We start from the raw sequence: 21,084 nt of genomic DNA on the forward strand, positions 1-21,084 counted from the left end.
ATGAGCACCGTCAGCGACATCCCCACGCCCCTGGCGCTGCTGCCCCGAGCCCAGGCGGGCGACGAGCAGGCCATGAACCAGCTGCTGACCGGGATCACCCCGTACGTCGCCCGGTTGTGCCGGTCCGTCACCCACGACGACGGTGCCGACGCCACGCAGGAGGCACTCCTCGCCGTCTACCGCGGTCTGCGCACCCTGCGCGAGCCGACCGCGTTCTACGGCTGGGTGCGGTCGGTGACGGTGCGCGAAGCCGTCCGCACCGCGAAGCGCACCGGCGCGGAGGGAACGTATCTGCGGGTCGAGTCGGGCCAGCAGGCCAACCCGCTGGACGCCGTGCACATCAGCGACGTGCTGGAGCGGCTGTCCACCTCGCACCGGCAGGTCCTCACCCTGCGGGCGTACGGCCTGAACGAGGAGGAGATGGCGGAGGTCCTCTCCCTGCCGGTGGGTACGGTGCGCTCCCGCCTGCACCGCGCCCGGCTCCGGTTCCGGGAGGCCTGGCAGCCCTCGGCGGCCTAGGGCGGGTCACCCGCGGTGCCTGCGGGCGGGTCCGCCGCGGTACGCGCGGACCGCACACCAGCGGTGCCCGCGGGCGACCTGAACGGCCGCCGGCGGGAGACTGCCACCGGCGGCCGTACGGCACGGGGCGTCACTCGATGAACTCCGGCAGCACCTGCGGGGGCCACTGCCCCGCAGCGAAGAGTCCCGACGCGTGGGCGCGCGCCACGAGGGCGGGACGGTTGGGAGCGTCGAACCGGCGCAGCAGCAGTCCCACGCGGTACTCGACTCCCTGACGGCTCAAGTAGAGGCGGCCGGCCAGCTGTACGGTCGACGCGCCTCCGGCCACGCCTTCGAGCACGCGCGCGTCGAGTCCGCTCAGCGTCAGGTCGTGGGGTTGCGGCGGCCCCATGTCCGCGACGGGACGGAGCAGGATGACCAGTCCGGCGGGGCCGGCCGGACCGGTGACCGCTATGGCCGTCAGGTCCGCGCAGAAGGTGCGGCCGCTGTCGCTCAGGCCGGTCACCCGCTCCGTGAACCAGTTCGAGCGGCCCTCGGAAAGGTCGGTGAAACGGTGTCGCAGACGTGCGGGAGAGCGCACCTGCAGCAGTTCGCACAGCTCCCGTCCGTATATCTCGCCGGGGCTCGAACCGAACTGCTCGGCGAATTCCGTCTCCGCGGCCGTGATCGTCAGGTCCTTCGGGGACGCGTGGGCCGTGTAGGTGCGGCGCCTGCCCCGGCCGGACGGCTCGCCGCGGTCTGCGGCCGCCTTTCCGCCGGCGGTGGATGAGGCGGTGATGCTTGTGGTCACCACTGACATACCGTCTTCCCTTTGCACATGGGGGGTTGTGATGCACCGCTCCGCGTCCGGGCGCTCGGGCGCCCGGGACCGGAGGAGGCGCCTGGCCATACAGGATCGGTCGACAACCATGACAGTTGCCTTTTGGACAACGTTGTCAGACACACTCGGCCGCACGGCTTCCGCCGGACACAAAGGCGCAAGGGGGCACGGAAACCTCCGGCGGGCGAGGGTGATATCGCATCAGGTCGGCACCTTGGAGACTAAGGTCGGACAACCTCCCTGGCAAGTGTTTGCCTACGTGGTCAACTACATTGCCAACGGTTTTGGCCATGGCTCCTTTTCGGCCACCCGCGAACCGGCGCCCGGGAGTCCAGAAAGGCGACTCGCGCGGAAACCACGGCAAATGACAGGGGAAATCTCGCGCACACAACTGTGTTGCCCCCATTGCCAAGGCTCCCTAAAGTATGGGCAACTTCCGGACGCCGCCCCGTGAACACATGGCGCGAAGAAGACTCAAAAGGACCTCAGGGATCAGAGGGCGAAATGCTTGAGCAGCCGCACTTCGGCCGACAGCTGAGGAGGCTCCGGCTGGAGCGGGGCCTGAGCCAGGCAGCAGTCGTCGGCGAGGGCATGTCCACGGGATACCTCTCACGCCTGGAGTCGGGTGAACGCAGGCCCACCGGGCGCGTCGTCACCTACCTCGCACAGCAACTCGGCGTGGACGTGTCCGCGCTGACCGAGCCCCGCGCCGGAGGTTGCCTCAGCCACGCACTCGCCGCGGCGGCCTCGGCCCCGCCCGGCACGGACAGCGCCGCGGACCTGCTCCGGGCGGTGCGGGACGACGGACGCGACGATCCCGCCGGCCGCTGGCAGGCGCTGTGGCTGCTCGGTCGCATCAGCAACCGGCACGGTGACTACGAGCAGGAGCGCGGCCACCTCGCGGAACTGATCGAACTGAGCGACCTGATCGGGGCGCCGGACCTGAGGGTGCGCTCGAACGTCCGGTACGCCCGCTGCCTGTGCGCCCTCGGCGACATGCGAGCGGCCGAGCCGCCTGCCGCCACCGCCCTCGCCGTCGCACACGGCGCGCACCTGCCGACGGCGGACACCATGGCCGCGCTGACGGCGCTGATCAGCGTCGAGACCGAGCTGGGCCGGCTGGACTCGGCCGACCGCCATGTCCGGGAGATGGAGCGGGACCTGCTGCCCGGCGCCGCCCCCTCCCAGGCGGCGGAAGCCCTGTGGACGGCGTCCGTGGTCAGCGACCGCCAGGGCGATCACGCCACCGCCCAGTCCCGGCTGGAGGCCGCTCTCGGCCTGCTCCAGGGCAGGGACGGCCTGGCCCTGTGGACCCGGCTGCGTACGTCCGCGTCGGCCGCCGCGCTCCAGATGTCACCGCCCCGCGTCGAGGCGGCCGGACGGTGGCTCGGCGAGGCCGAGATCATCCTGGAACTGATCGGCACCCCGCTGGAGTTGCAGGAGCTGCAGGCCCTGCGTGCCCATCTCGCCTTCCACACCGGGAGGCTGGACGACGCCCGCGCCCTCTGCCAGGGCCTGCTGTCGCTCGGGGATCTCCGGCTGCCCCACGGGGACCGGGTGCGGCTGGCCGTCCTCGAAGGCCGGTTGATGATCATGGGCGGCCGGACCGAGCAGGGCATCGCGGCACTGCGCCGGCTCGGGGAGCAGGCGACGGACGCGCGCAACCTCGACCTCGCCACCCACGTCTGGCAGTCCCTGGCCACTACCCTGGCCGACGCCCGTGCGCCGGGTGCGGTGCGGTAGCAGGATCCGGGCGCCGTACGGCCTGCTCATCGAAGGACCCGTACCCCCGCGTCACCGGCGGGCGGCTCGCGCACGGGACCTCAGCGGCCGCCCAGGGGCGAGGACGGGCCGGGCAGCCGGCCGTCGTCGCCCGGAAACAGCCGCAGCCGTACGACCTGACGGTCTGCCATGCTCTGCAGGCGACCTTCCCCAACCGCTCAGCTGGACAGGATTCCTTCGCATGCAGTCACCGAACCGCATCGGGCGCCGCGGGCTGCTCGGCTCGGCTCTCGCCGTGGCCGTCACCGGGGCGGCGGCTGCCTGCAAGCCGGGCACAACGCCGAGACGCGGCAACCCTGCGGTACCGGAACCGGTGGCGTACCTGCGCACGTCCTGGTCCGCCGACCCCTTCGCCCGCTGCTCCTACTCCTATCTCGCACCCAGCAGGCTCGGCGCGCGGGCACGCACCATGCTCGCCGCGCCCGTGGCCGACCGCCTGTACTTCGCCGGTGAAGCGACGTCCTCCGAAGCGCCCTCCACGGCCCATGGCGCCCTGGAAAGCGGACGACGCGCAGCCGCACAAGTCGCCGGAGTCGCCGAGGAGGGTGAGCACATCGTGATCATCGGGTCCGGATTCGCCGGACTCGGCTGCGCTCGCGCCCTCGTCGACCAGGACTACCGGGTGACGGTTCTCGAAGGGCGAGACCGAATCGGCGGGCGCGTCTGGACGCGGCACATCGCCGGAGCGCCGGCGGAGATGGGAGCCTCCTGGATCCACGGCTCCTCCGGCAACGTCATGACCGAGGTGCTCGGGGAAACCGGCGACCCCGGCTACACCTTCGACTACGAGAACTCCACCGGCGAGGACGAACACGCACTGCGTGAACTCGCCCGGCACGAGAAGAAGCTGGCCGATGTCGACGATCCGGCCGAAGCCACCGTCGCCTCGGTGATGCCGCACAGCCCCTCCGCCGCACTGCGCACCGCACTGAACATCGGTTACCCCCTGGAGTACGCCGCCGAGCCCAGCCGGCTCTCGGTGGAGGCCACTCTCGAGGGCCGGGACCCGAAGGGCCCCGATCTCCTCCTCCCGCGGGGCTACGACCGGATGATCGCCCACGTCCGCGGCGACATCCCGGTGCGCGTACGGCAGGTCGTCACCGGCATCCGGTACGGCCCGGACGGGGTGACCGTGACCCTGCGGGACGGCGATACCGTGCAGGCCGACCGCGCGGTGATCACCGTCCCGATCGGCGTGCTCAAGGCCGCGACCATCGCCTTCGAGCCGGCCCTGCCCGACGCCAAACAGGAGGCCGTCGAAGCCCTGGGAGCCGGCCTTCTCGACAAGCTGTGGCTCGCATTCCCCGAACCCTTCTGGGACACGGGCGTCGACGTCATCGCATGGTCCGACCCCGAGAACCCCAGCCTGTGGTCCTGGTGGGTCAACGGGTACAGGGCCTTCGGCAAGCCTGTGCTCCTCGGCCTCAACGGCGGCGACCAGGCCCGCCGACTCGCCCGGGCATCCGACGACGAGGTCGTCGCCGGCGCGATGAGAGCCCTGCAGCACATGCACTCCTGACCGTACGCGGCGCGTCGGACCGGTCAGCCGCACGTGCCGCTGGGGCGCGCCCGGGTCACCACGTCGCTGACGCCGGTGGTCCCGTCCAGCCAGATCACCCGGGTGCCGTCGGCCGCCGCGGCGGCCAGCTGCTCGCCGCGGTTGCAGGAGACCCGGCTGCGTCGCGTGCCGTCGCCCGTGCGGTCCGGCGTGAACTGCCAGAGCTTGGACAGCGACGCGTTGCCCGTCTCCTCGCCGGGCGTGCGGGCGACCACGGTCACCGCTCCCGCGGAGGCCGTCAGATCGGAGACGTTCAGGGCGCCGGGTCCCTCCTCCGCGCTCAGGTCGGTGATGTCCGAGCCGTCGAGGCCGGCCCGGCGCAGGGTGGTGCCGCCGTTCTGCGGGGACCGGTCGAGCAGCCAGTAGACGTGGTCGCCGGTGACGGCGGTCGGGCCGAGACCGGTCTGCGGGTCGGCCCGTTCGATGACCCGCTCCTCGCCGGTCGCCACGTCGATCACGCGGGTGCTCGACTCGTACACGGCCTTCACCCGCTGCCAGTCCTGGTAGACGACCCTGCCGTCGCTCAGCGACGGGAAGGTGGACCGGTGGTAGGTGCCGCCGCCGATCATGACCACGTTCGCCGGGTCCTTCAGGCTCAGGTAGGCCACGCCCGCCCGGCCGCCGTAGTTGTAGTACGCGAAGGCCACCGTGTCACCGTCGACGTCCAGTGCCGTGCCGACGCTCCGGCCGTGCCAGAGGGTGCGTACGGGTCCGCCGGCCAGCGGCCGGGCCAGGATGTCCACGCCGGTTGCTCCGTGCGCCTGCCAGACCACGGTCCTGCCGTCCGTGGCGGGACTCGCGTGGTAGCGGCCGTCGTTGGGGCTGACGAGTCTGCGCTGCCCCTTGCCGTCCGTCCGCCCGGCCCAGACCGAGTACGGTTCGGCACCGGATTCGTCGCTGCCGGCGGCCACCCACCAGCCGCCGCCCGCGCCGAGCCGCGTGCCGAAGGTGTTGACGCGTTCCATCAGCAGGTCGGAGTCGACGCCGAGGGCCTTCTCCCAGTTCGGGACGATGCCGTGCGCGGTGAAGGCACGCCGGACGGCCGAGACGTTCTTGCCGCCGACCTCGAGGTCCTTGGCGGCGGCGATCACGGCGTTGCGGCCCTGGGTGAAGCCGTCGAGCGGGGTCAGGTACTCCGTCAGCGCCTTGTAGACGATCCGGTCGGCGAGATCGGGGCCGAGGTCCTCGCGGATGTCCCAGAGCGCGCCGCCGAAGAGGGTGGAGTTGAGGTGCACCCCGCCGTTGTCGGTGCCGAAGCCGACACCGAGGAACGATCCGGCCGTGGTGCGCCCGTCGTCGAGGTCGCGCAGGGCACAGGCCCGTGGGCTCCTGGTCCGGCACAGCGCCTGGCCCATGAGGCCGGAATCCGGGTCGTCCATGGGCAGGTGGTAGGCGTCCGACTCGATGGCGTTGCCGAAATAGTCGGCGAGGGCCTCGTTCACGGCGCCGGACTGGCCCGCGTACACGAGACCGGCGGTGTGCTCGATGACGGCGTGGGTCATCTCGTGCCCGACGACGTCGAGCCCGGCGGACAGCGGACGGTACTCGTCGTCGCCGGAGCCGTAGACCATCTTCTGGCCGTCCCAGAAGGCGTTGACGTAGGGCTGTCCGTAATCGGTGGCGCCGACGAGGGAGTTGACGGTCATGCCGTGCCCGTCCAGGCTGTCCCGGCCGAATCCGTCGCGGTAGTAGTCGTAGACCCGCCCGGCGGCCCAGTGGGCGTCGACCGCCCCGGAGGCGGTCGCCTCGGCACCGAACGCCCGGCCGGGCGAGGCGAACTCCCGCAGGTCCTGGGGCCACGCCCCGGACAGGTCGCTCGCCCATCGGCCGCGCGCGTCCCAGGTGGCCAGGGAGTTGTCCGGACTGCTCTGGATGCGGGTGCGGTCCCGCAGCACGTAGGCGTCGCGGGAGTCGTCGTGCGTGATGCCCAACTCGACCGTCGTGCCGTCCAGTCTGACCCCGGAGCCGGTGCCCGGAGCGGGCTCGTCGTCGGTGCGGGCGCGTACCCCGGCCCCGGTACCGGCCGTCGTACGCGGCGCACCGAACGTCTGCAGTCCGCTGTACTGCAGGACCGGGTAGCCGGCCCGTGCGTCGATGTACATCTCGCGCAGCACCGGCTCACCGCCGTGCGCGTCCTCGCCCCGGACGGTGACGTGCCGGGTGAGCACCCCGGTCCCGTTGGGCAGCACGACCAGGCCGTGCGAGGTGCCGGTCAGTGCGGGCTCGTCGTCACCGCCCCCGCCCGTCGCGGTGAACCGGTGTTCGGTGACGTCCCGTTGCACGGCGTCGACCGCCCGCTCGACGGCCAGGGCGTCGTCCACCTCGGTGGTGGTGGCGGTCCGCAGTCCGGTGAAGTACCGGCCGGAGGTACCGGTGACGATCCGCTCGCCGCCCTTGTTCTCCATCCGGACCAGGTAGGTTCCGCCCAGGACCGGCACTCCGTGGTAGGTCTGCCGCAGCCGTACGACCTCCCGGCCGCCGGACCCGAACGTGTCGGCGGGCCGCAGGTCACGGCCCGGATCGGCGATCCGGTAGCGGTCCTTGCGCGCGGCGAGGTACGCCTGCGCCGCACCGGCTGCGGTGCGGGCGGCCGGCGCCCGCTCCCGGATGCCGTCCACGAGAGCGGGTGTCGCCGTCCGCGACCCCGCCACGTCCGTGCCCGGACCCGGCGGCGGTGCCGCGGCGGCGGGGCCCGCCGGGACGAGAAGTGCGGCGGCGCCCAGGAGCGCCGCCGCACATGCCCAACCGTTCCGCTGTGTTCCCGAAGTCGCCGCCGGTCTGCCGGAGCGCGTTCTGGATTGACGCACTGGTGTCCCAACCCCCCAGATTGCACGGTCTGTTGCCGGTGGCGGGCTGCCGCCCGGCAGGCTCATTGGAAACGGTGGTGCGCCCGTGCATCAACAGGGCGGTCGAGCGGACGGGTGGTTTCCGGACCGGTGCCGCGAGGGGGTCTGTCGCGGAAGTGCCGCGGAATTGTCCGTGATCTGTAACAGAGGGATCCCGTGATCAACCTCGCCCGTCCTGACAGGTGCACGGACACCGAGGGACACGACAAGGGGCGGGGCGGACATGGCGCGGCATAGCGGGCGGGGATGGTACGGCCGGGTGGTCGCGGCGGCGCTCGGGGTCACCGCGGTGGCGGCCGCCACCTCGGTGTGGACCGCGCAGGCCGGACAACCGGGGGACGCGAAGTCCGCACCGGGCGCCTCGGCTCGGCAGACGGCGCCCGGGAAGTCGGCGGTGTCCGCCACCATCGCGCACTCCTCGGACGGTGGTGGGCACGCGGTCAACATCACCATCGACGACGGGCCGGACCCGGTGTGGACCCCGCAGGTGCTCCGGCTGCTGCGGGACAACGGCGTGAAGGCGACGTTCTGCATGGTGGGCCCCCAGGCGCAGGCGCACCCGGATCTGGTCAGGCAGGTGGTGGCGGCCGGGCACCGGTTGTGCGACCACACGGTCACGCACGACACGACCATGGACAAGAAGTCCGAGGCCTACCAGTCGCAGCAGATAGTGGACGCCGAGCGGCAGATCACCAAGGCGTCCGGTGGCGTGCGCCCGATGTACTACCGGGCACCGGGCGGCGCCTTCACCCCGTACAGCCGGCACCTCGCGGCCTCGCACGGGATGCGGCCGCTGGGCTGGAACGTCGACTCCAAGGACTTCGAACTGCCGGGCACGGCTTCCATCGTGAACACGGTCAAGTCCGAACTCTCCAACGGTCCCACGATCCTCTTCCACGACGCGGGCGGCGACCGCTCCCAGACCGTGGCCGCACTGCGGACCCTGCTGCCCTGGCTGAAGCAGCAGGGATACTCCTTCGGGTTCCCGGTGCGCTGAACCAACGGTGCCCGCCGGCGGCCCGGGTCGCCGGAGAACGCGGCGGGGCGCCGCCGACCACGTGCCAGGGCAGCGGGTGCCGCCGGCCGCATGTCAGGGCAGCGGAGTACCGCCGGTCGCGTTGCGGACCTCCGCGGTGATGCAGCTCGCGTGGGGTGAGGCCGGGTAGACGTAGGCCGGGGCGAGTTCGGGGGGCCGGGCCGGCCGGCGAAAAGCCGCAGGTCGCCGCCGGGTACCCGCTCCGCGTCGGGCGGCCCCCCGGGCGCTCACTGGCCGGTGGCGCGCAACTGCTCCCTGCGGGCGTTGTTGCAGATCCGCAGAAGGTGCTTGGCGACGGCGCAGCGGGCGGCATCGGCATGGCACTGGCGGCAGGTGCGCATGTGCTCGTCGTACGTGTGGCGCGCGTTCTCGAACGCGTCGTTGGCAGAAGACATGGCCATCTCCGGGCAGGGCGCGTCCTGGGACGGCGCCAAATTGACTGACTGGTACACCCGAAGACAAGGTGATCATGTTACTGGGGGTACTGGGAAACCCGCCTCTCGCGCCCTCCGCCAGCCGCCGTTCCCCTGCGCACCGAGCCGCCGGGCATCTGCGGGACGCTGAAGTCACCGGTCTCGTGAATCCCGAGCGCACGGTCCCCCGCGCCACCTACGCGGCCGTCGGCTTCCTCGGCCTGTTCTGCGCCTTCGCCGTCTGGATCGCCGTCCAGGCGTTCGGCGACGACCGGGTCGTAGCGGCTGCGGGCAAGGATCCGGCCGGACTGTTCTTCACCGCGATCACCACCTATGTGGGCGGCTGGGCTGCCGATCTTCGTGGACGCCCTCGGGGCAGGGCGATTAGCATCGGCGACGGCATCGCGTGCCGGTCACCGGTCGGGTGAGGCATGGAGGCGCCAGGACATGCCCAGGAGGCATTCCTCATGTCAGTCGAGTTGAACCACACGATCGTCCACGCCCGGGACAACCGGGAATCCGCCCGGTTCTTCACGGAACTGCTGGACCTCGAGATCACCACCGAGTGGGGCCCGTTCATCGCGGTCACGCTGAGCAACGGCGTCACACTGGACTTCGCCACCGTCCCCGGGGACGAGATCACCCCGCAGCACTACGCGTTCCTCGTCTCCGAGGAGGAGTTCGAGGCCGCGTACGCGCGGATCACGCGACGCGGCATCGAACACCACGCCGACCCGCACCGGCGGCAGCCGGGCACGATCAACCACAACGACGGCGGCCGAGGTGTGTACTTCATGGACCCGTCGGGCCATGCCATGGAACTGATCACCGTGCCCTACGGAGGCTGGCCGGCCCGGGAGGCCTGAGGCGCGGGCCGGCGGCCGGACGCCACCGCGAGTGGCACCCCGCCGCCGGGCGTGCGCGGTGAGCGCGGGTCTTCGGTCGCGCGCCCGCAGGCCGATCCGCGGGCCCGTGTGCGCGCGGCCCCCCTCCCGGTCCGCCGGGCTACTCGCCCGGTGCCACCGTGCGGGCCATGATGCGCGCCGCCTCGGCCACGAGCGCATCGTCCACCGCTGCGTCCTGGACGCTCTTGGTCGACAGCACGGCCAGCACGACCGGCGTCCCGTGCGCCGTCCAGGCCACACCGATGTCGTTGGCCGTGGCATAGGAGCCGGTACCGGTCTTGTCCGCCAGCACCCATTCCCGCGGCAACCCGGCGCCGAACCGTGCGGCGCCGGTGGTGTTGCCCTTCAGCCAGGCGACGAGCTGGTCCCGGGCGGAGCCGTCCAGGGCCCGGCCCAGGGTCAGCCGCTCGAGGCTCCCGGCGACGGCCTGCGGGGTCGTGGTGTCACGGAGGTCGCCCGGGATGGCGGTGTTCAGCTCGGTCTCCCACCGGTCGAGCCGGCTCACGTCGTCGCCGAGCGAGCGGAAGAAGCGGGTGAGGCCGTCCGGGCCGCCGGTCCGCCGCAGCAGCAGGTTCCCGGCCGCGTTGTCGCTGTACTGGATGGCCGCGGCGCACAGGGCCGCGACGGTCATGCCGGTCCCGACGTGCTCCTCCGTCCTGGGCGAGTTCGGCAGGATGTCGTGCGGCGGATAGTGGACCACCTGGTCCAGCGGTGCACAGCCGCCCTGGTCGCGCAGTACGGCCGCCGCGGCGAACGCCTTGAACGTCGAGCACATCGGGAACCGCTCGCCCGCACGATGGGCCACCGTCCGCCCGGTGCGGACGTTCCGTGCGTACACCCCCAGCCGGGCGCCGTACCGCTGCTCCAGGTCGTGGAACGCGGCGTCGGCGTTACGCGACCCGCCGGCCGGAGCGGCGGTGGCGGGCGTGGCGGCGGCGGTTGCTGCCACGGCCGTGGTGGTCAGCGCGAGTCCTGCCTTCAGCAGGCCACGTCGGGGCATCGGGTCGGTGCTGGTCATGGGCGCGGTCCTCCCGGGGAGTTCGCCGTCGGCCGCTCGCGGTGCCGGCGGTTCGTGGATCTTCGACTCGGACAGCGAAACAGCCGGAGACCACTCATGTCCAAGAGTGAACTGTGAACACCTCATGCCTTATTGATATGACTGCTGGGTGGATCTCTTCGCGCACCTCGAGGCCTACGTGGCGACCGCCGACGAAGCGAGCTTCTCCCGGGCGGCCGACCGGCTCGGCATCGCCCAGCCGCTGCTCAGCCGGCGCATCAAGACGCTGGAAGGCCACTTCGGCGGGTCACTGTTCGACCGTTCGCGGCGGCAGGTCACGACCACGGAACTGGGTGTGCTGCTGCTTCCGTACGCACGGGACGTGCTGGACCGCGCCCAGCGGCTGCGGCAGGCCGCGCACTCGGCCCTGCGGTCGCGGGTGAGTGCCGTGGGGGTGCCCGCGGACTGTGCCCCGGCCGCCCTGGCCCGTGCGATCCGTGCCGCCACCGAGCGGGGCATCACCCTGGGGGTGCGGGAGCTGCCGCCCGGGGAACGGCTCTCGGGGCTCGCCGACGGTTCGCTCGCGTACGCGCTGCTGCGGGTTCCTCCGGAGCAGGCCGCGTTCCGGGTGCCGATGGGACTGGCGTCGGCCGCGGAGGGCCCGGAGCCTCGGCACGGGTCGCGGCGTGCGGCCCATCTGGAGGAGCTGCGGCCGCGCCGGGGCCGATCCGCGGACCCGTCGCCCCCGCCGCCGGTCCTCGTCCTGACGGAGGATCAAGTCGATTGTTTCGAGGACCGTTTGGGCCGGGCCGCGGCACGCGCCGGGCTGCCGGAGGGGCGGATCCGGCCGGCCGGGCCGGCGGCCACCGCGCTCGCCGAGACACTGGCGGGACGCGCGCTGCTGCTGTGCACGGAGCCGTTCGCCCGGCAGCACGGAGCACGGTGGGCACCGCTGGGCGACCGCTCGCTGCACCGCGGGTACGACGTGAGCGCGCCGCCGGGCCGGCAGGGCACGGCGGACGTGCCGGGCTGGCTGACCGCGCTGCTCGGAGCGGCCGTGGGGGCGGCGGCCCCCGGGCCCGGCACCCGGCCGTCCGCGGACCGGGGCGACGACACTCCCGCACGCCTGGCGGCACGCGGATGAGGGACGACCCTTCGGCACGACAGGGGCACCCGCATGAACGACGGCACTCCCCCACGACAGGCGGCGCACGCATGAACGACGGCACTCCTCCACGACAGGCGGCGCACGCATGAACCCGGCTCCGGAGTACGTCGGCGACGACGGTGCCCTCCTGGACGTGGCGGAGACGATCGCCGCCGACTGGGCGGTCCTCGGCGTGCACGGCTCCTTCCTCGCCCTGAACCTCGACACCGGGGAGCGGCTCGGCTTCGACGTCACGCGGGCGATGCCCCTGGCGTCGGTGGTGAAGGTCCCGGTCGCCCTGGCCGTGCTGGACCGGATCGCGGCCGGGGACCTCGACCCCGCGCACCCGGTGACGGTCGACCCGGCCACCAGCAGCGTCGGCCCCACCGGGCTCGCGTCTTTCCGGCACCCGGCCACCGTGGCCGTCGGCGATCTGCTCCAGCTGATGCTGTCGATGAGCGACAACGCCGCCGCGGACGCGCTCCTCGGCCTCGTGCCGGTGGCGCAGGTCGACGCGTCCCTGCGGGCCTGGGGCTGCACCGGTATCCGCGTGCGGCACCGGATGAACCACATGTACGAGTGCGCCGCCGGTGCCGCGGGCAACGACTTCTCCCTGGCGTTGGAACTGGCCGTGCGGGACGCACGCGCGGGCCGGCACACCATCGAGACCCTCGACCCGGCGCGTGCCAACGCCGGTTCGGCCGCGGCGCTGGTCGACCTGCTGCGGCGCGTATGGTGCGACGCGATCTCCGCTCCCCGGGCGACGGCGGAGCTACGCCGGATGATGGGCCTTCAGGTCTTCACGCACCGGCTGGCGAGCGAGCTGCGCGCGGACACGCTGCGGTGGAGCGGCAAGACGGGCACGTTCCTGCACCTGCGGCACGAGATCGGCGTCGTGGAGTCGGCCTGCGGCGCCCGGGTGGCCATGGCCGCGCTGACCCGCGCGGACCGGCGGGCCGGCCAGGCACCGGACATCGACCTCGCGATCGGGGTCGCGGGCCGCGAGGCGTTCGAGGCGCTGCGCCGCTGAGGGCCGGTGTCTCCGCGGGGCGCACGCGGGCCGGTCATGGCAGCAGGCGCTGCTCCTTGGCCACGGCGACGGCGCCCGCGCGGTTGTCCACGCCCAGCTTGTCGTAGATGCGGCGCAGGTGGGTCTTGACCGTGGCCTCGCTGATGTACAGGGCACGGGCGATGGCGTGGTTGGGCAGGCCGCGGGAGAGCTGCGTGAGGATGTCGCGTTCGCGCGGGGTGAGGGCGGGGCGCGGGTTGCGCAGCCGGGACATGACGCGGTCGGCGACCGGGGGTGAGAGCGCCGGGCGACCTGGACGAGAAGTACGCGCAGGCGGGAGCGGCGACGCTCGGCCGCTGACGTCACCGCCGGATCCGGGCAGGCCCGACCGCGGCCGAGGCCACCGGCCGGGGCCGGGCCCGGGGGGGCGCGCACAGCAGGACGTCCGGGTCCGCGCCGAGAGGGCGGACCCGGACGTCCTGTTCAGGTGGACCCGGTGGATCAGACGAGGTCGAACCGGTCCAGGTTCATGACCTTGACCCAGGCGGCGACGAAGTCCTCGACGAACTTCTCCTTGGCGTCGTCGCTCGCGTAGACCTCGGCGAGCGCGCGCAGCTCCGAGTTGGAGCCGAAGACGAGGTCGGCACGGCTGCCGGCCCACTTGAGCTCGCCCGTGGCCGCGTCGCGGCCCTCGAAGGTGGTCTGGTCCTCGGAGGTCGCCTTCCACGTCGTGCCCAGGTCGAGCAGGTTGACGAAGAAGTCGTTGGTGAGGACGCCGGGCGTCTTGGTGAAGGCGCCGAGCTGCGAGCCCTGGTGGTTGGCGCCCAGCACGCGGAGGCCGCCGACGAGGACCGTCATCTCGGGGGCGCTCAGGGTGAGCAGGTTCGCCCTGTCGAGCAGCAGGAACTCGGCCGGCAGCCGGTTGCCCTTGCCGAGGTAGTTGCGGAAGCCGTCGGCCGTCGGCTCCAGCGCCTCGAAGGACTCGGCGTCGGTGTGCTCCTCGGTCGCGTCGACACGGCCCGGGGTGAAGGACACCTCCACCTCGAAACCGCCCTCCTTGGCGGCCTTCTCCACGGCCGCGACCCCGCCGAGGACGATGAGGTCGGCCAGGGAGACCTTCTTGGCGCCGGAGGAGGCGTGGAAGTCCTGCTGGACGCCCTCGAGGACGCGCAGCGCCTGCGCCAGCTCGTCGGGGTTGTTGACCTCCCAGCCGCGCTGCGGCTGCAGGCGGACACGGCCGCCGTTGGCGCCGCCGCGCTTGTCGCTGCCGCGGTAGGTGGACGCGGACGCCCAGGCGGTGGTGATCAGCTGGGACACGCTGAGGCCGGAGTCGAGCAGCTTGGTCTTCAGGACCTCGATGTCGGCGGCGTCGATCAGCTCGCCCTCGCGCTCCGGCAGCGGATCCTGCCACAGCAGGGTCTCGTCCGGGACCTCCGGGCCGAGGTACAGCGACTTCGGGCCCATGTCGCGGTGGGTCAGCTTGTACCAGGCGCGGGCGAAGGCGTCGGCGAACTCCGCGGGGTTCTCGTGGAAGCGGCGGGAGATCGGCTCGTAGATCGGGTCGAAGCGCAGCGCCAGGTCCGTCGTGAGCATGTTCGGGGCGATCTTCTTCGACGCGTCGTGCGCGTGCGGCACCGTCCCCTCGCCCGCGCCGTTCTTCGGCTTCCACTGGTGGGCGCCGGCCGGGCTCTTCGTCAGCTCCCACTCGTAGCCGAACAGGTTCTCGAAGAAGTTGTTGCTCCACCGGGTCGGCGTGGTGGTCCAGGTGACCTCGAGGCCGGAGGTGATGGCGTCGGCGCCCTTGCCGGAGTTGTAGGTGCTCCGCCAGCCCAGGCCCTGCTCCTCGAAGCCGGCGGCCTCGGGGTCGGCACCCACGTGGTCGGCGGGGCCGGCGCCGTGGGTCTTGCCGAAGGTGTGGCCACCGGCGATCAGGGCGACGGTCTCCTCGTCGTTCATCGCCATGCGGCGGAACGTCTCGCGGATGTCGCGGGCCGCGGCCAGCGGGTCGGGGTTGCCGTTCGGACCCTCCGGGTTGACGTAGATCAGGCCCATCTGGACGGCGCCGAGCGGGTTCTCCAGCTCGCGGTCGCCGGTGTAGCGCTGGTCGTCGAGCCAGGTGGTCTCGGGACCCCAGTAGACGTCCTCCTCCGGCTCCCACACGTCCTCGCGGCCGCCGCCGAAGCCGAAGGGCTCGAAGCCCATCTGCTCCAGGGCGACGTTGCCCGTCAGGATCATCAGGTCGGCCCAGGAGATGCTCTGGCCGTATTTCTTCTTGACCGGCCACAGCAGGCGGCGGGCCTTGTCGAGGTTGCCGTTGTCCGGCCAGCTGTTGAGCGGGGCGAAGCGCTGCTGCCCGGCGCCGGCGCCGCCGCGGCCGTCGCTGATGCGGTAGGTGCCGGCGCTGTGCCAGGCCATGCGGATCATGAGGGGGCCGTAGTTGCCGAAGTCGGCGGGCCACCAGTCCTGCGAGGTGGTCAGCACCTCGGCGATGTCCTGTTTCACGGCCGCCAGGTCGAGGCCCCTGAACGCCTCGGCGTAGTCGAACTCCTCGCCGAGCGGGTTGGCCACGGCCGGGTTCTTGGCAAGGATCTTCACATTGAGCCGCTCCGGCCACCACTGGCGGTTGCCGCCACCCTGGGTGGGGTGCAGGGCGCGGTCGTGGGCGACGGGGCAGCCGCCGCCGCCCTCCGCCTTCGCGTCAGTGACGATCGCGTCGTGGTTCTCAGTCATGGCAATCCTTCCGAACTGTGCGGAACTCGGTGCTCAGGAACTGCGGCCGGTGGAGCAGTCGGGGCAGGTGCCCCAGTAGACGACCTCGGCCTCGTCGATGGTGAAGCCGCGGTCGTCGGAGGCGGTCAGGCAGGGCGCGTCGCCTACCGCGCAGTCGACGTCGGCGACGGCGCCGCACGACCGGCACACGATGTGGTGGTGGTTGTCACCCACGCGCCCCTCGAAGCGGGCCGGATGGCCGGCCGGCTCGATACGGCGCACGAGCCCCACCGCCGTCAGGGCGTGCAGCGCCTCGTAGACGGCTTGCAGGGAGATGTGACCGACGCGGTCGCGGACCCCGGAGGCGATCGCCTCGACGCCGAGGTGGTCGCCGTCCCGGACGGTCTCCAGCAACGCGACGCGGGCGGCCGTCACGCGCAGGCCGGCACCACGCAGCTCCTCTGCGGTGGTCGGGGTCGGGGAGGCGGTCATGCGGCGAACCTACCCCCATAAACACGAAAGGTTCAAGAAAACGAGCGATGCAATTTTGGAGAACGCACGGGCACCCGGCGTTCGCTTCCGCACACAGACCGACGCGAATGCCTCCGCACGGACGCGTCTCCGCCGCCGGGCACGCCTGCGGGAAGGCGATGGGACGGTGGCGGCGGGCGGGCCGGCGGTCGGGGCATGCACGCATGATGTGTCCGCACCCGGCCGGCGGCCGCGCGGCAAGCCGCGACGTCCTCCGAAGGGGTGACCGGGGCTGAGGGCGGCTGACCACACCGCACCGCAGGCCCGGCGATGTGGTGATCGCCGCCGCACCGCAGGACCGGTGCAGTTCGTCGTGGATCACCCGGACGTCCCGCCGCATCCGTGAGTCCTTCCGCGGAGGGGCCGACCCGGATGAACCATCCCGTACGGCGCAGGGATCCCACTGCGTGCGAGACTCGGATCCCGTCACCGGGGTGGCAGTCGAGAGGGACACTGGTGGACCTGGACGCCGTCGCCGACGAGCTGTACGCGCTGCGGCCGGAGGAGTTCGTCGCCGCTCGTGACCGGCACGCCCTGGACGCCCGCCGGTCCGGCGACCAGCGCCTCGCCAAGGAGATCGGCGCCCTGCGGCGGCCGAGTCTGGCCGCCTGGGTCAGCAATCTTCTGGTGCGCCGGCAGCCGGAGGAGGTCAAGCCGCTGCTCGGCCTCGGCGAGGAGCTGCGCCGGGCCCACCGCGAACTGGACGGTCCACAGCTGCGCCGGCTCGCCCGCCGGCAGAACGAGGTGATCGGCACCCTCGGCCGCCAGGCCCGGCAGCTGGCCGCGCAGGCCGGGCACCCGGTGGGCGAGGGCGTCCAGCGTGCCGTCGAGGAGACCCTGCACGCCGCGCTCGCCGATGCGGGGGCCGGGCGGGAGTGGGCGGCGGCCCGCCTGGTGAAGCCGCTCAGTGCCAGGATCGGATTCCCGGCCGCCGACGAGGCCCTGCCGGAACGCCGGCCCGCCGCCCCCGCGGCCGGCCCGCCGGACAAACGCGCCCGGAACCGGGAACCCGACAGCCGCGCGGCCCGCGCCGAGACCGCCGCGACCGCCGAGCGCCGTCGCCTTCAGGCCGAGGCCCGCGGCAGAGCCCGGGACGCGGAACGGGAGCTGCGCGCCCGGCAGGAGGAGGCCGAGGCCGCCGGACAGGAGGCTACGGAGGCCCGCTCGCGGGAGGCCGCGCTGGCGGAGCGCGTCCAGGAGCTGCGCGCGGAACTGCGGCGCGCCCAGGAGGAGCGGCGGCAGGCCCGCGGCGACGAGCAGGCGGCTCGGGAACGGGCGGGACGGGCCGAACGGGCCGTGCGCGAGGCCCGGCGCCGGGCGGCGACGGCCACCGCACAGGCGGAACGGCAGGCCTAGGGCGGCTCACACCAGCCGACCGTTGCGGCGAGCTCGCGCAGCAGTCGCAGCTGCTCGGGCGCTGACCGCACGGCGGATCGATCGAGACAGGTGCCCACGGCACGTCCTCGAGCGGCCGGCCGCCCGACTGGCGAACGCCGACCGTCACGACGAGGCTGTCCATGACGTCACCCCCCGTCCGGGGAACGGCCTGTGCCACGACCGGAATCCGGGTCCCGCAAGGCCGCCGGCCGGCACCACGGGAAGCGAGAAGTCATGGCGAGACCCATCTGGACCGGCGTCCTGACCTTCGGGCTGGTCACCCTGCCCGTGGGGCTGTACACCGCGACCGAGGACCACACCGTGCACTTCCACCAGCTCCAGCGCGGCACCTCGGACCGCGTGCGCAACAAGCGGGTCAACGAACGCACGGGCAAGGAGGTCGACACCGACCGCATCGTGAAGGGGTACGAACTCGGCGACGGCGAGTACGTGGTCGTGGAACCGGAGGAGCTGGAGGACATCGCACCGGGCCGGTCGAAGGCCATCGACATCGCCGGGTTCGTCGACCTCCGCAGGGTCGAGCCCGTCTACTTCGCCCGCACGTACTACGTCGGCCCGCGCGGCAAGGAGTACGTGAAGGTCTACGAGCTGATGCGCGCCGCGCTGGAGAGTTCGGACAAGGCCGGGATCGCCACGCTCACCATGCGGGGCAAGGAGTACCTGACCGCGTTGCGCGCCCAGCCCGGCGTCCTCGTCCTGCACACCCTGCACTGGGCCGACGAGGTACGCGACCCCGCCGACGTGGTGGACCTCCTGCCGGACCGGCGTACCAAGGCCGGGGGCAAGGAGCTGCGGACGGCCGAGCAGCTGATCGACGCGCTGAGCATCGACTGGAACCCGGACGACTACCACGACGCCTACGAGGAGCGCGTCGAACGACTCGTCGCGGCCAAGCGGAAGGGCGAGGAGGTCGTGGGCGAGGCGGAACCCCCGGAAGCCACCAACGTCGTCGACCTCATGGAGGCGCTCAGCCGGAGCGTCGAGGAGAGCAGATCCCGTGGGCGCGGCGGCGGCGGCGCCCGGCGCACGGGAGGCTCCGCAGACAGACGGCGCGGCGGCGGCAGTGGCAGCGGCACCGGCAGCGGCACCGGCACCGGCACCGGCACCGGCACCGGCAGCGGCGGCAAGGGGACCGCCGGACGCCGTGGGCAGGCCGCCGGCCGTAAGCGCACCGCCGGGCGCAAGGAGGCCGTGGACTTGGCGTCCCTGTCGAAGGCGGAACTGTACGAGCGGGCGAGCGAGGCAGGGGTGCCGGGCCGCTCGAAGATGACCCGGAAGCAGCTCGCCGAAGCCCTCGCCGGACCGGGAGCAGCGGCCTGACCTGCACCGGCGGACCGTGGGCCCCCGGCACCGGACGGAAGCGCGCGGTTCGCCGTGGCCGCCGGCGGGCCCGCCGGGCGCCGGTGGGGGCGCCCTCACCCGTACGGGTGCGTCCGGTCCGGCCGTCCGTGGCATCCCGGGACCGTGTCGACCGGCAGCAGTGTGATGTTTGCCCGGTGACGTGATGGACCGGGAGCGACCGGCAAGGTTCCCCTCCATGCTCCACGCAAACGCCCCGCGGCAGGTGATCCGATGACCACGGCGACGACCCGGGCGCTCCGGACGCCGTCCACGAGAACCGGCCGGCGACCGGCCCCCTCCTCGTCATCCGCCGCCCGGCCCTCGTTGCCGTCCCTGACCGGGCTGCGCTGGATGGCGGCGCTGCTGGTGTTCGGGCTGCACGTGAACAACTTCGGCTACTTCCGGGGCACCGGCGGGCGCGCGGTGTCCTGGGCGTTCGGGGCCGGTGCCACCGGGGTGTCGTTCTTCTTCGTACTGTCCGGATTCGTGCTGACCTGGTCGGCGCGGCCCGGTGACCGCGCCCTCGCGTTCTGGCGGCGGCGCGTCGCACGCGTCTATCCGGTGCACCTCGCCACCCTGGCCGGGGCCCTGCTCCTGGCGTACACGCTCGCGCACGAGCCACGCCCCACGCCGAAGCAGGCGGTGGCCAACGCGCTGCTGCTCCACTCCTGGTGGCGCCCGTGGTGGCAGACGCTGAACCCGGTCAGCTGGTCCCTGGCGTGTGAGGCCTTCTTCTACGCCGCCTTCCCGCTGCTGTTCCTGCTGCTGCGCCGGCTCGGCGCCCGCGGTTCGGCCGCGCTCGGACTGCTGTCGCTGGCGGCGGTCCTGGTGCTGGCCCGGTCCGAGGTGCACCACTGGTGGACCCATTCGCTCTACTCCCTTCCCGCGGCCCGGCTGCCCGAGTTCGTGCTCGGCGCGGTCGCGGCGCGGCTCGTGCTGCTCGGCCGGTGGCGCGGGCCGGGCCTCGAGGCGTCGCTGGCCCTGGCCGTCATCGGCTACTTCTTCGTCCCGCAGACGGCGCCCGGCTACGCGACGGTGTGCACCGTCATGGGGTTCGTGCTGCTGATTCCGGCGGCGGCCGTCGCGGACCTGCGCGGACTGCCCTCGATGTGGCGGCGCCGACGGCTCGTGCGGCTCGGCGAACTGTCCTTCGCCTTCTACATGGTTCACCTGCTGGTGCTGCGCGCCACCACCCATCTGCTGGGTCCCAAGCCGCACTTCCGCATCCTGACCGGGGCCGGTGTCACCGCGGCCGTGTTCACGGTGTCGCTCGCGCTGTCCTGGCTGCTGTACGAGGCGGTGGAGTGCCCGGCCAGACGGCTGTTGCTGAGGCGGCGCCGGGGATACTCGCCGGCGGCGGAGCCGGTGCGCGCGTGCCGGGAGGCGCCGGCGGCGCCGCGGGACTGATCCGCGTCGGCCCGGGCGGCGCATACGCCGGCGCGTTCCTTTCTTCCGTCGCCCCGACCAGGCATATCCTCGCCGTACGCAGGAACCCGATCCTCTCAAGCAGTCGACGCAACGAGAGGAAGTGCTCATGTCCCAGGTCGAGGAGTCCGTGCAGGTCGAGGTGCCGGTGCACACCGCCTACAACCAGTGGACCCAGTTCGAGACCTTCCCGGCGTTCATGGAAGGCGTCGAGCGCATCGAGCAGCGGACCGACACGCTCACCCACTGGGTGACGAGCATCGGCGGGGTCCGGCGGGAATTCGACGCCGCGATCACCGAGCAGCTGCCCGACGAGCGGGTCGCTTGGACCACGGTGGACGGTTCTGCCCGGCAGGCGGGCGTGGTCACGTTCCACCGCATCGACGACTCCACCACGAAGGTGATGCTGCAGCTGGAGTTCGAGCCCGAGGGCGTGACCGAGACGGTCGGCGACCGGCTCGGCCTGGTCAAGCGGCGTGTATCGGGTGATCTGCACCGGTTCAAGGAGTTCATCGAGGAGCGCGGCGGCCAGGCGACCGGCGCCTGGCGCGGCGAGGTCGGCGGCCCCGGGAGCGGCGGCGGGCTGTGACCGATCGCACTCCCGGGTGACGTCGGCAACACTCAGGAGAGTCCGGCGTGATTCGGGGT

General features: G+C 72.6%; 17 protein-coding genes and 3 pseudogenes. 12 read left to right on the top strand and 8 right to left on the bottom strand.

Annotation, left to right across the window (positions count from 1 at the left end):
• Positions 1–519, top strand: coding sequence for an RNA polymerase sigma factor (locus ACGFT2_RS08275; protein WP_393274742.1), 519 nt, complete (start codon positions 1–3; stop codon positions 517–519).
• 130 nt (positions 520–649) lie between these two features.
• On the opposite strand, the gene ACGFT2_RS08280 is transcribed toward ACGFT2_RS08275, so the two are convergent.
• Positions 650–1,318 (bottom strand): PAS domain-containing protein, encoded by a 669-nt coding sequence (locus tag ACGFT2_RS08280; RefSeq protein ID WP_393274744.1) that lies wholly within the window; start codon positions 1,316–1,318, stop codon positions 650–652.
• A 525-nt stretch (positions 1,319–1,843) separates the two neighbouring features.
• Here ACGFT2_RS08280 and ACGFT2_RS08285 point away from each other — a divergent pair.
• Positions 1,844–3,082, top strand: coding sequence for a helix-turn-helix domain-containing protein (locus ACGFT2_RS08285; protein WP_393274746.1), 1,239 nt, complete (start codon positions 1,844–1,846; stop codon positions 3,080–3,082).
• Positions 3,083–3,302: 220 nt separating this feature from the next.
• Positions 3,303–4,640, top strand: coding sequence for an FAD-dependent oxidoreductase (locus tag ACGFT2_RS08290; protein WP_393274748.1), 1,338 nt, complete (start codon positions 3,303–3,305; stop codon positions 4,638–4,640).
• A 23-nt stretch (positions 4,641–4,663) separates the two neighbouring features.
• Here the strand turns inward: ACGFT2_RS08290 and ACGFT2_RS08295 are convergent, their stop codons facing one another.
• Positions 4,664–7,297 carry a M4 family metallopeptidase gene (locus ACGFT2_RS08295; protein WP_393274750.1) on the bottom strand — a complete coding sequence of 878 codons (2,634 nt, stop codon included), beginning with the start codon at positions 7,295–7,297 and terminating at the stop codon, positions 4,664–4,666.
• Between the two features lie 451 nt (positions 7,298–7,748).
• On the opposite strand from ACGFT2_RS08295, the gene ACGFT2_RS08300 reads away from it, so the two are divergent.
• Entirely contained in the window at positions 7,749–8,522 is a 774-nt protein-coding gene (locus ACGFT2_RS08300) for a polysaccharide deacetylase family protein (protein ID WP_393274752.1), read from the top strand.
• 93 nt (positions 8,523–8,615) lie between these two features.
• Here the strand turns inward: ACGFT2_RS08300 and ACGFT2_RS08305 are convergent.
• Both ACGFT2_RS08305 and ACGFT2_RS08310 read right to left on the bottom strand, forming a co-directional pair.
• Positions 8,616–8,732: pseudogene (locus tag ACGFT2_RS08305) on the bottom strand (NAD(P)-dependent dehydrogenase); the annotation flags it as partial.
• Between the two features lie 56 nt (positions 8,733–8,788).
• Positions 8,789–8,956 (bottom strand): hypothetical protein, encoded by a 168-nt coding sequence (locus tag ACGFT2_RS08310; protein WP_393274754.1) that lies wholly within the window; start codon positions 8,954–8,956, stop codon positions 8,789–8,791.
• A gap of 185 nt (positions 8,957–9,141) precedes the next feature.
• Between ACGFT2_RS08310 and ACGFT2_RS08315 the strand changes: the two are divergent.
• A pseudogene (locus ACGFT2_RS08315) lies at positions 9,142–9,333 on the top strand (amino acid transporter); the annotation flags it as partial.
• 108 nt (positions 9,334–9,441) lie between these two features.
• The gene (locus ACGFT2_RS08320) at positions 9,442–9,840 is read left to right on the top strand and encodes a VOC family protein (RefSeq protein ID WP_393274756.1); all 399 of its coding nucleotides are present in this window, start codon (positions 9,442–9,444) and stop codon (positions 9,838–9,840) included.
• A gap of 139 nt (positions 9,841–9,979) precedes the next feature.
• Here the strand turns inward: ACGFT2_RS08320 and bla are convergent, their stop codons facing one another.
• Positions 9,980–10,879, bottom strand: coding sequence for a class A beta-lactamase (gene bla, locus ACGFT2_RS08325; RefSeq protein ID WP_393274951.1), 900 nt, complete (start codon positions 10,877–10,879; stop codon positions 9,980–9,982).
• A gap of 166 nt (positions 10,880–11,045) precedes the next feature.
• Between bla and ACGFT2_RS08330 the strand changes: the two genes are divergently transcribed.
• Both ACGFT2_RS08330 and ACGFT2_RS08335 read left to right on the top strand, forming a co-directional pair.
• Positions 11,046–12,020, top strand: a complete 975-nt coding sequence (locus ACGFT2_RS08330) for a LysR family transcriptional regulator (protein ID WP_393274758.1) — start codon at positions 11,046–11,048, stop codon at positions 12,018–12,020.
• A gap of 109 nt (positions 12,021–12,129) precedes the next feature.
• Positions 12,130–13,053 carry a serine hydrolase gene (locus ACGFT2_RS08335; RefSeq protein WP_393274760.1) on the top strand — a complete coding sequence of 308 codons (924 nt, stop codon included), beginning with the start codon at positions 12,130–12,132 and terminating at the stop codon, positions 13,051–13,053.
• Between the two features lie 34 nt (positions 13,054–13,087).
• Here ACGFT2_RS08335 and ACGFT2_RS08340 read toward each other — a convergent pair.
• The 3 genes and pseudogenes from ACGFT2_RS08340 to ACGFT2_RS08350 form a co-directional block, all read right to left on the bottom strand.
• Positions 13,088–13,345: pseudogene (locus ACGFT2_RS08340) on the bottom strand (response regulator transcription factor); the annotation flags it as partial.
• Between the two features lie 188 nt (positions 13,346–13,533).
• Positions 13,534–15,762, bottom strand: coding sequence for a catalase/peroxidase HPI (gene katG / locus ACGFT2_RS08345; protein ID WP_393274762.1), 2,229 nt, complete (start codon positions 15,760–15,762; stop codon positions 13,534–13,536).
• A 33-nt stretch (positions 15,763–15,795) separates the two neighbouring features.
• Positions 15,796–16,233: a Fur family transcriptional regulator gene (locus tag ACGFT2_RS08350; RefSeq protein WP_393274763.1), complete on the bottom strand. Its 438-nt coding sequence runs from the start codon at positions 16,231–16,233 to the stop codon at positions 15,796–15,798.
• A gap of 495 nt (positions 16,234–16,728) precedes the next feature.
• Between ACGFT2_RS08350 and ACGFT2_RS08355 the strand changes: the two genes are divergently transcribed.
• The 4 genes from ACGFT2_RS08355 to ACGFT2_RS08370 all read left to right on the top strand — a co-directional run bounded on the left by ACGFT2_RS08355 (position 16,729) and on the right by ACGFT2_RS08370 (position 21,025).
• Positions 16,729–17,628 (top strand): hypothetical protein, encoded by a 900-nt coding sequence (locus ACGFT2_RS08355; RefSeq protein WP_393274765.1) that lies wholly within the window; start codon positions 16,729–16,731, stop codon positions 17,626–17,628.
• Positions 17,629–17,883: 255 nt separating this feature from the next.
• Positions 17,884–18,990, top strand: coding sequence for a Ku protein (locus ACGFT2_RS08360; protein ID WP_393274766.1), 1,107 nt, complete (start codon positions 17,884–17,886; stop codon positions 18,988–18,990).
• Positions 18,991–19,242: 252 nt separating this feature from the next.
• Positions 19,243–20,418: an acyltransferase family protein gene (locus ACGFT2_RS08365; RefSeq protein ID WP_393274767.1), complete on the top strand. Its 1,176-nt coding sequence runs from the start codon at positions 19,243–19,245 to the stop codon at positions 20,416–20,418.
• A 127-nt stretch (positions 20,419–20,545) separates the two neighbouring features.
• Positions 20,546–21,025 carry an SRPBCC family protein gene (locus ACGFT2_RS08370; protein ID WP_393274769.1) on the top strand — a complete coding sequence of 160 codons (480 nt, stop codon included), beginning with the start codon at positions 20,546–20,548 and terminating at the stop codon, positions 21,023–21,025.
• The last annotated feature ends 59 nt before the right edge of the window (positions 21,026–21,084 follow it).

The sequence above is a fragment of the Streptomyces sp. NPDC048514 genome (assembly GCF_043199955.1).
Taxonomy (GTDB): domain Bacteria; phylum Actinomycetota; class Actinomycetes; order Streptomycetales; family Streptomycetaceae; genus Streptomyces.

Bases quoted from the DNA above. Each gene is read 5' to 3' on its own strand.
- ACGFT2_RS08275 (WP_393274742.1), top strand. From the start codon at position 1: ATGAGCACCGTCAGCGACATCCCCACGCCCCTGGCGCTGCTGCCCCGA.
- ACGFT2_RS08280 (WP_393274744.1), bottom strand. From the start codon at position 1,318: ATGTCAGTGGTGACCACAAGCATCACCGCCTCATCCACCGCCGGCGGA.
- ACGFT2_RS08285 (WP_393274746.1), top strand. From the start codon at position 1,844: ATGCTTGAGCAGCCGCACTTCGGCCGACAGCTGAGGAGGCTCCGGCTG.
- ACGFT2_RS08290 (WP_393274748.1), top strand. From the start codon at position 3,303: ATGCAGTCACCGAACCGCATCGGGCGCCGCGGGCTGCTCGGCTCGGCT.
- ACGFT2_RS08300 (WP_393274752.1), top strand. From the start codon at position 7,749: ATGGCGCGGCATAGCGGGCGGGGATGGTACGGCCGGGTGGTCGCGGCG.
- ACGFT2_RS08310 (WP_393274754.1), bottom strand. From the start codon at position 8,956: ATGTCTTCTGCCAACGACGCGTTCGAGAACGCGCGCCACACGTACGAC.
- ACGFT2_RS08320 (WP_393274756.1), top strand. From the start codon at position 9,442: ATGTCAGTCGAGTTGAACCACACGATCGTCCACGCCCGGGACAACCGG.
- bla (WP_393274951.1), bottom strand. From the start codon at position 10,879: ATGCCCCGACGTGGCCTGCTGAAGGCAGGACTCGCGCTGACCACCACG.
- ACGFT2_RS08335 (WP_393274760.1), top strand. From the start codon at position 12,130: ATGAACCCGGCTCCGGAGTACGTCGGCGACGACGGTGCCCTCCTGGAC.
- katG (WP_393274762.1), bottom strand. From the start codon at position 15,762: ATGACTGAGAACCACGACGCGATCGTCACTGACGCGAAGGCGGAGGGC.
- ACGFT2_RS08350 (WP_393274763.1), bottom strand. From the start codon at position 16,233: ATGACCGCCTCCCCGACCCCGACCACCGCAGAGGAGCTGCGTGGTGCC.
- ACGFT2_RS08360 (WP_393274766.1), top strand. From the start codon at position 17,884: ATGGCGAGACCCATCTGGACCGGCGTCCTGACCTTCGGGCTGGTCACC.
- ACGFT2_RS08365 (WP_393274767.1), top strand. From the start codon at position 19,243: ATGACCACGGCGACGACCCGGGCGCTCCGGACGCCGTCCACGAGAACC.
- ACGFT2_RS08370 (WP_393274769.1), top strand. From the start codon at position 20,546: ATGTCCCAGGTCGAGGAGTCCGTGCAGGTCGAGGTGCCGGTGCACACC.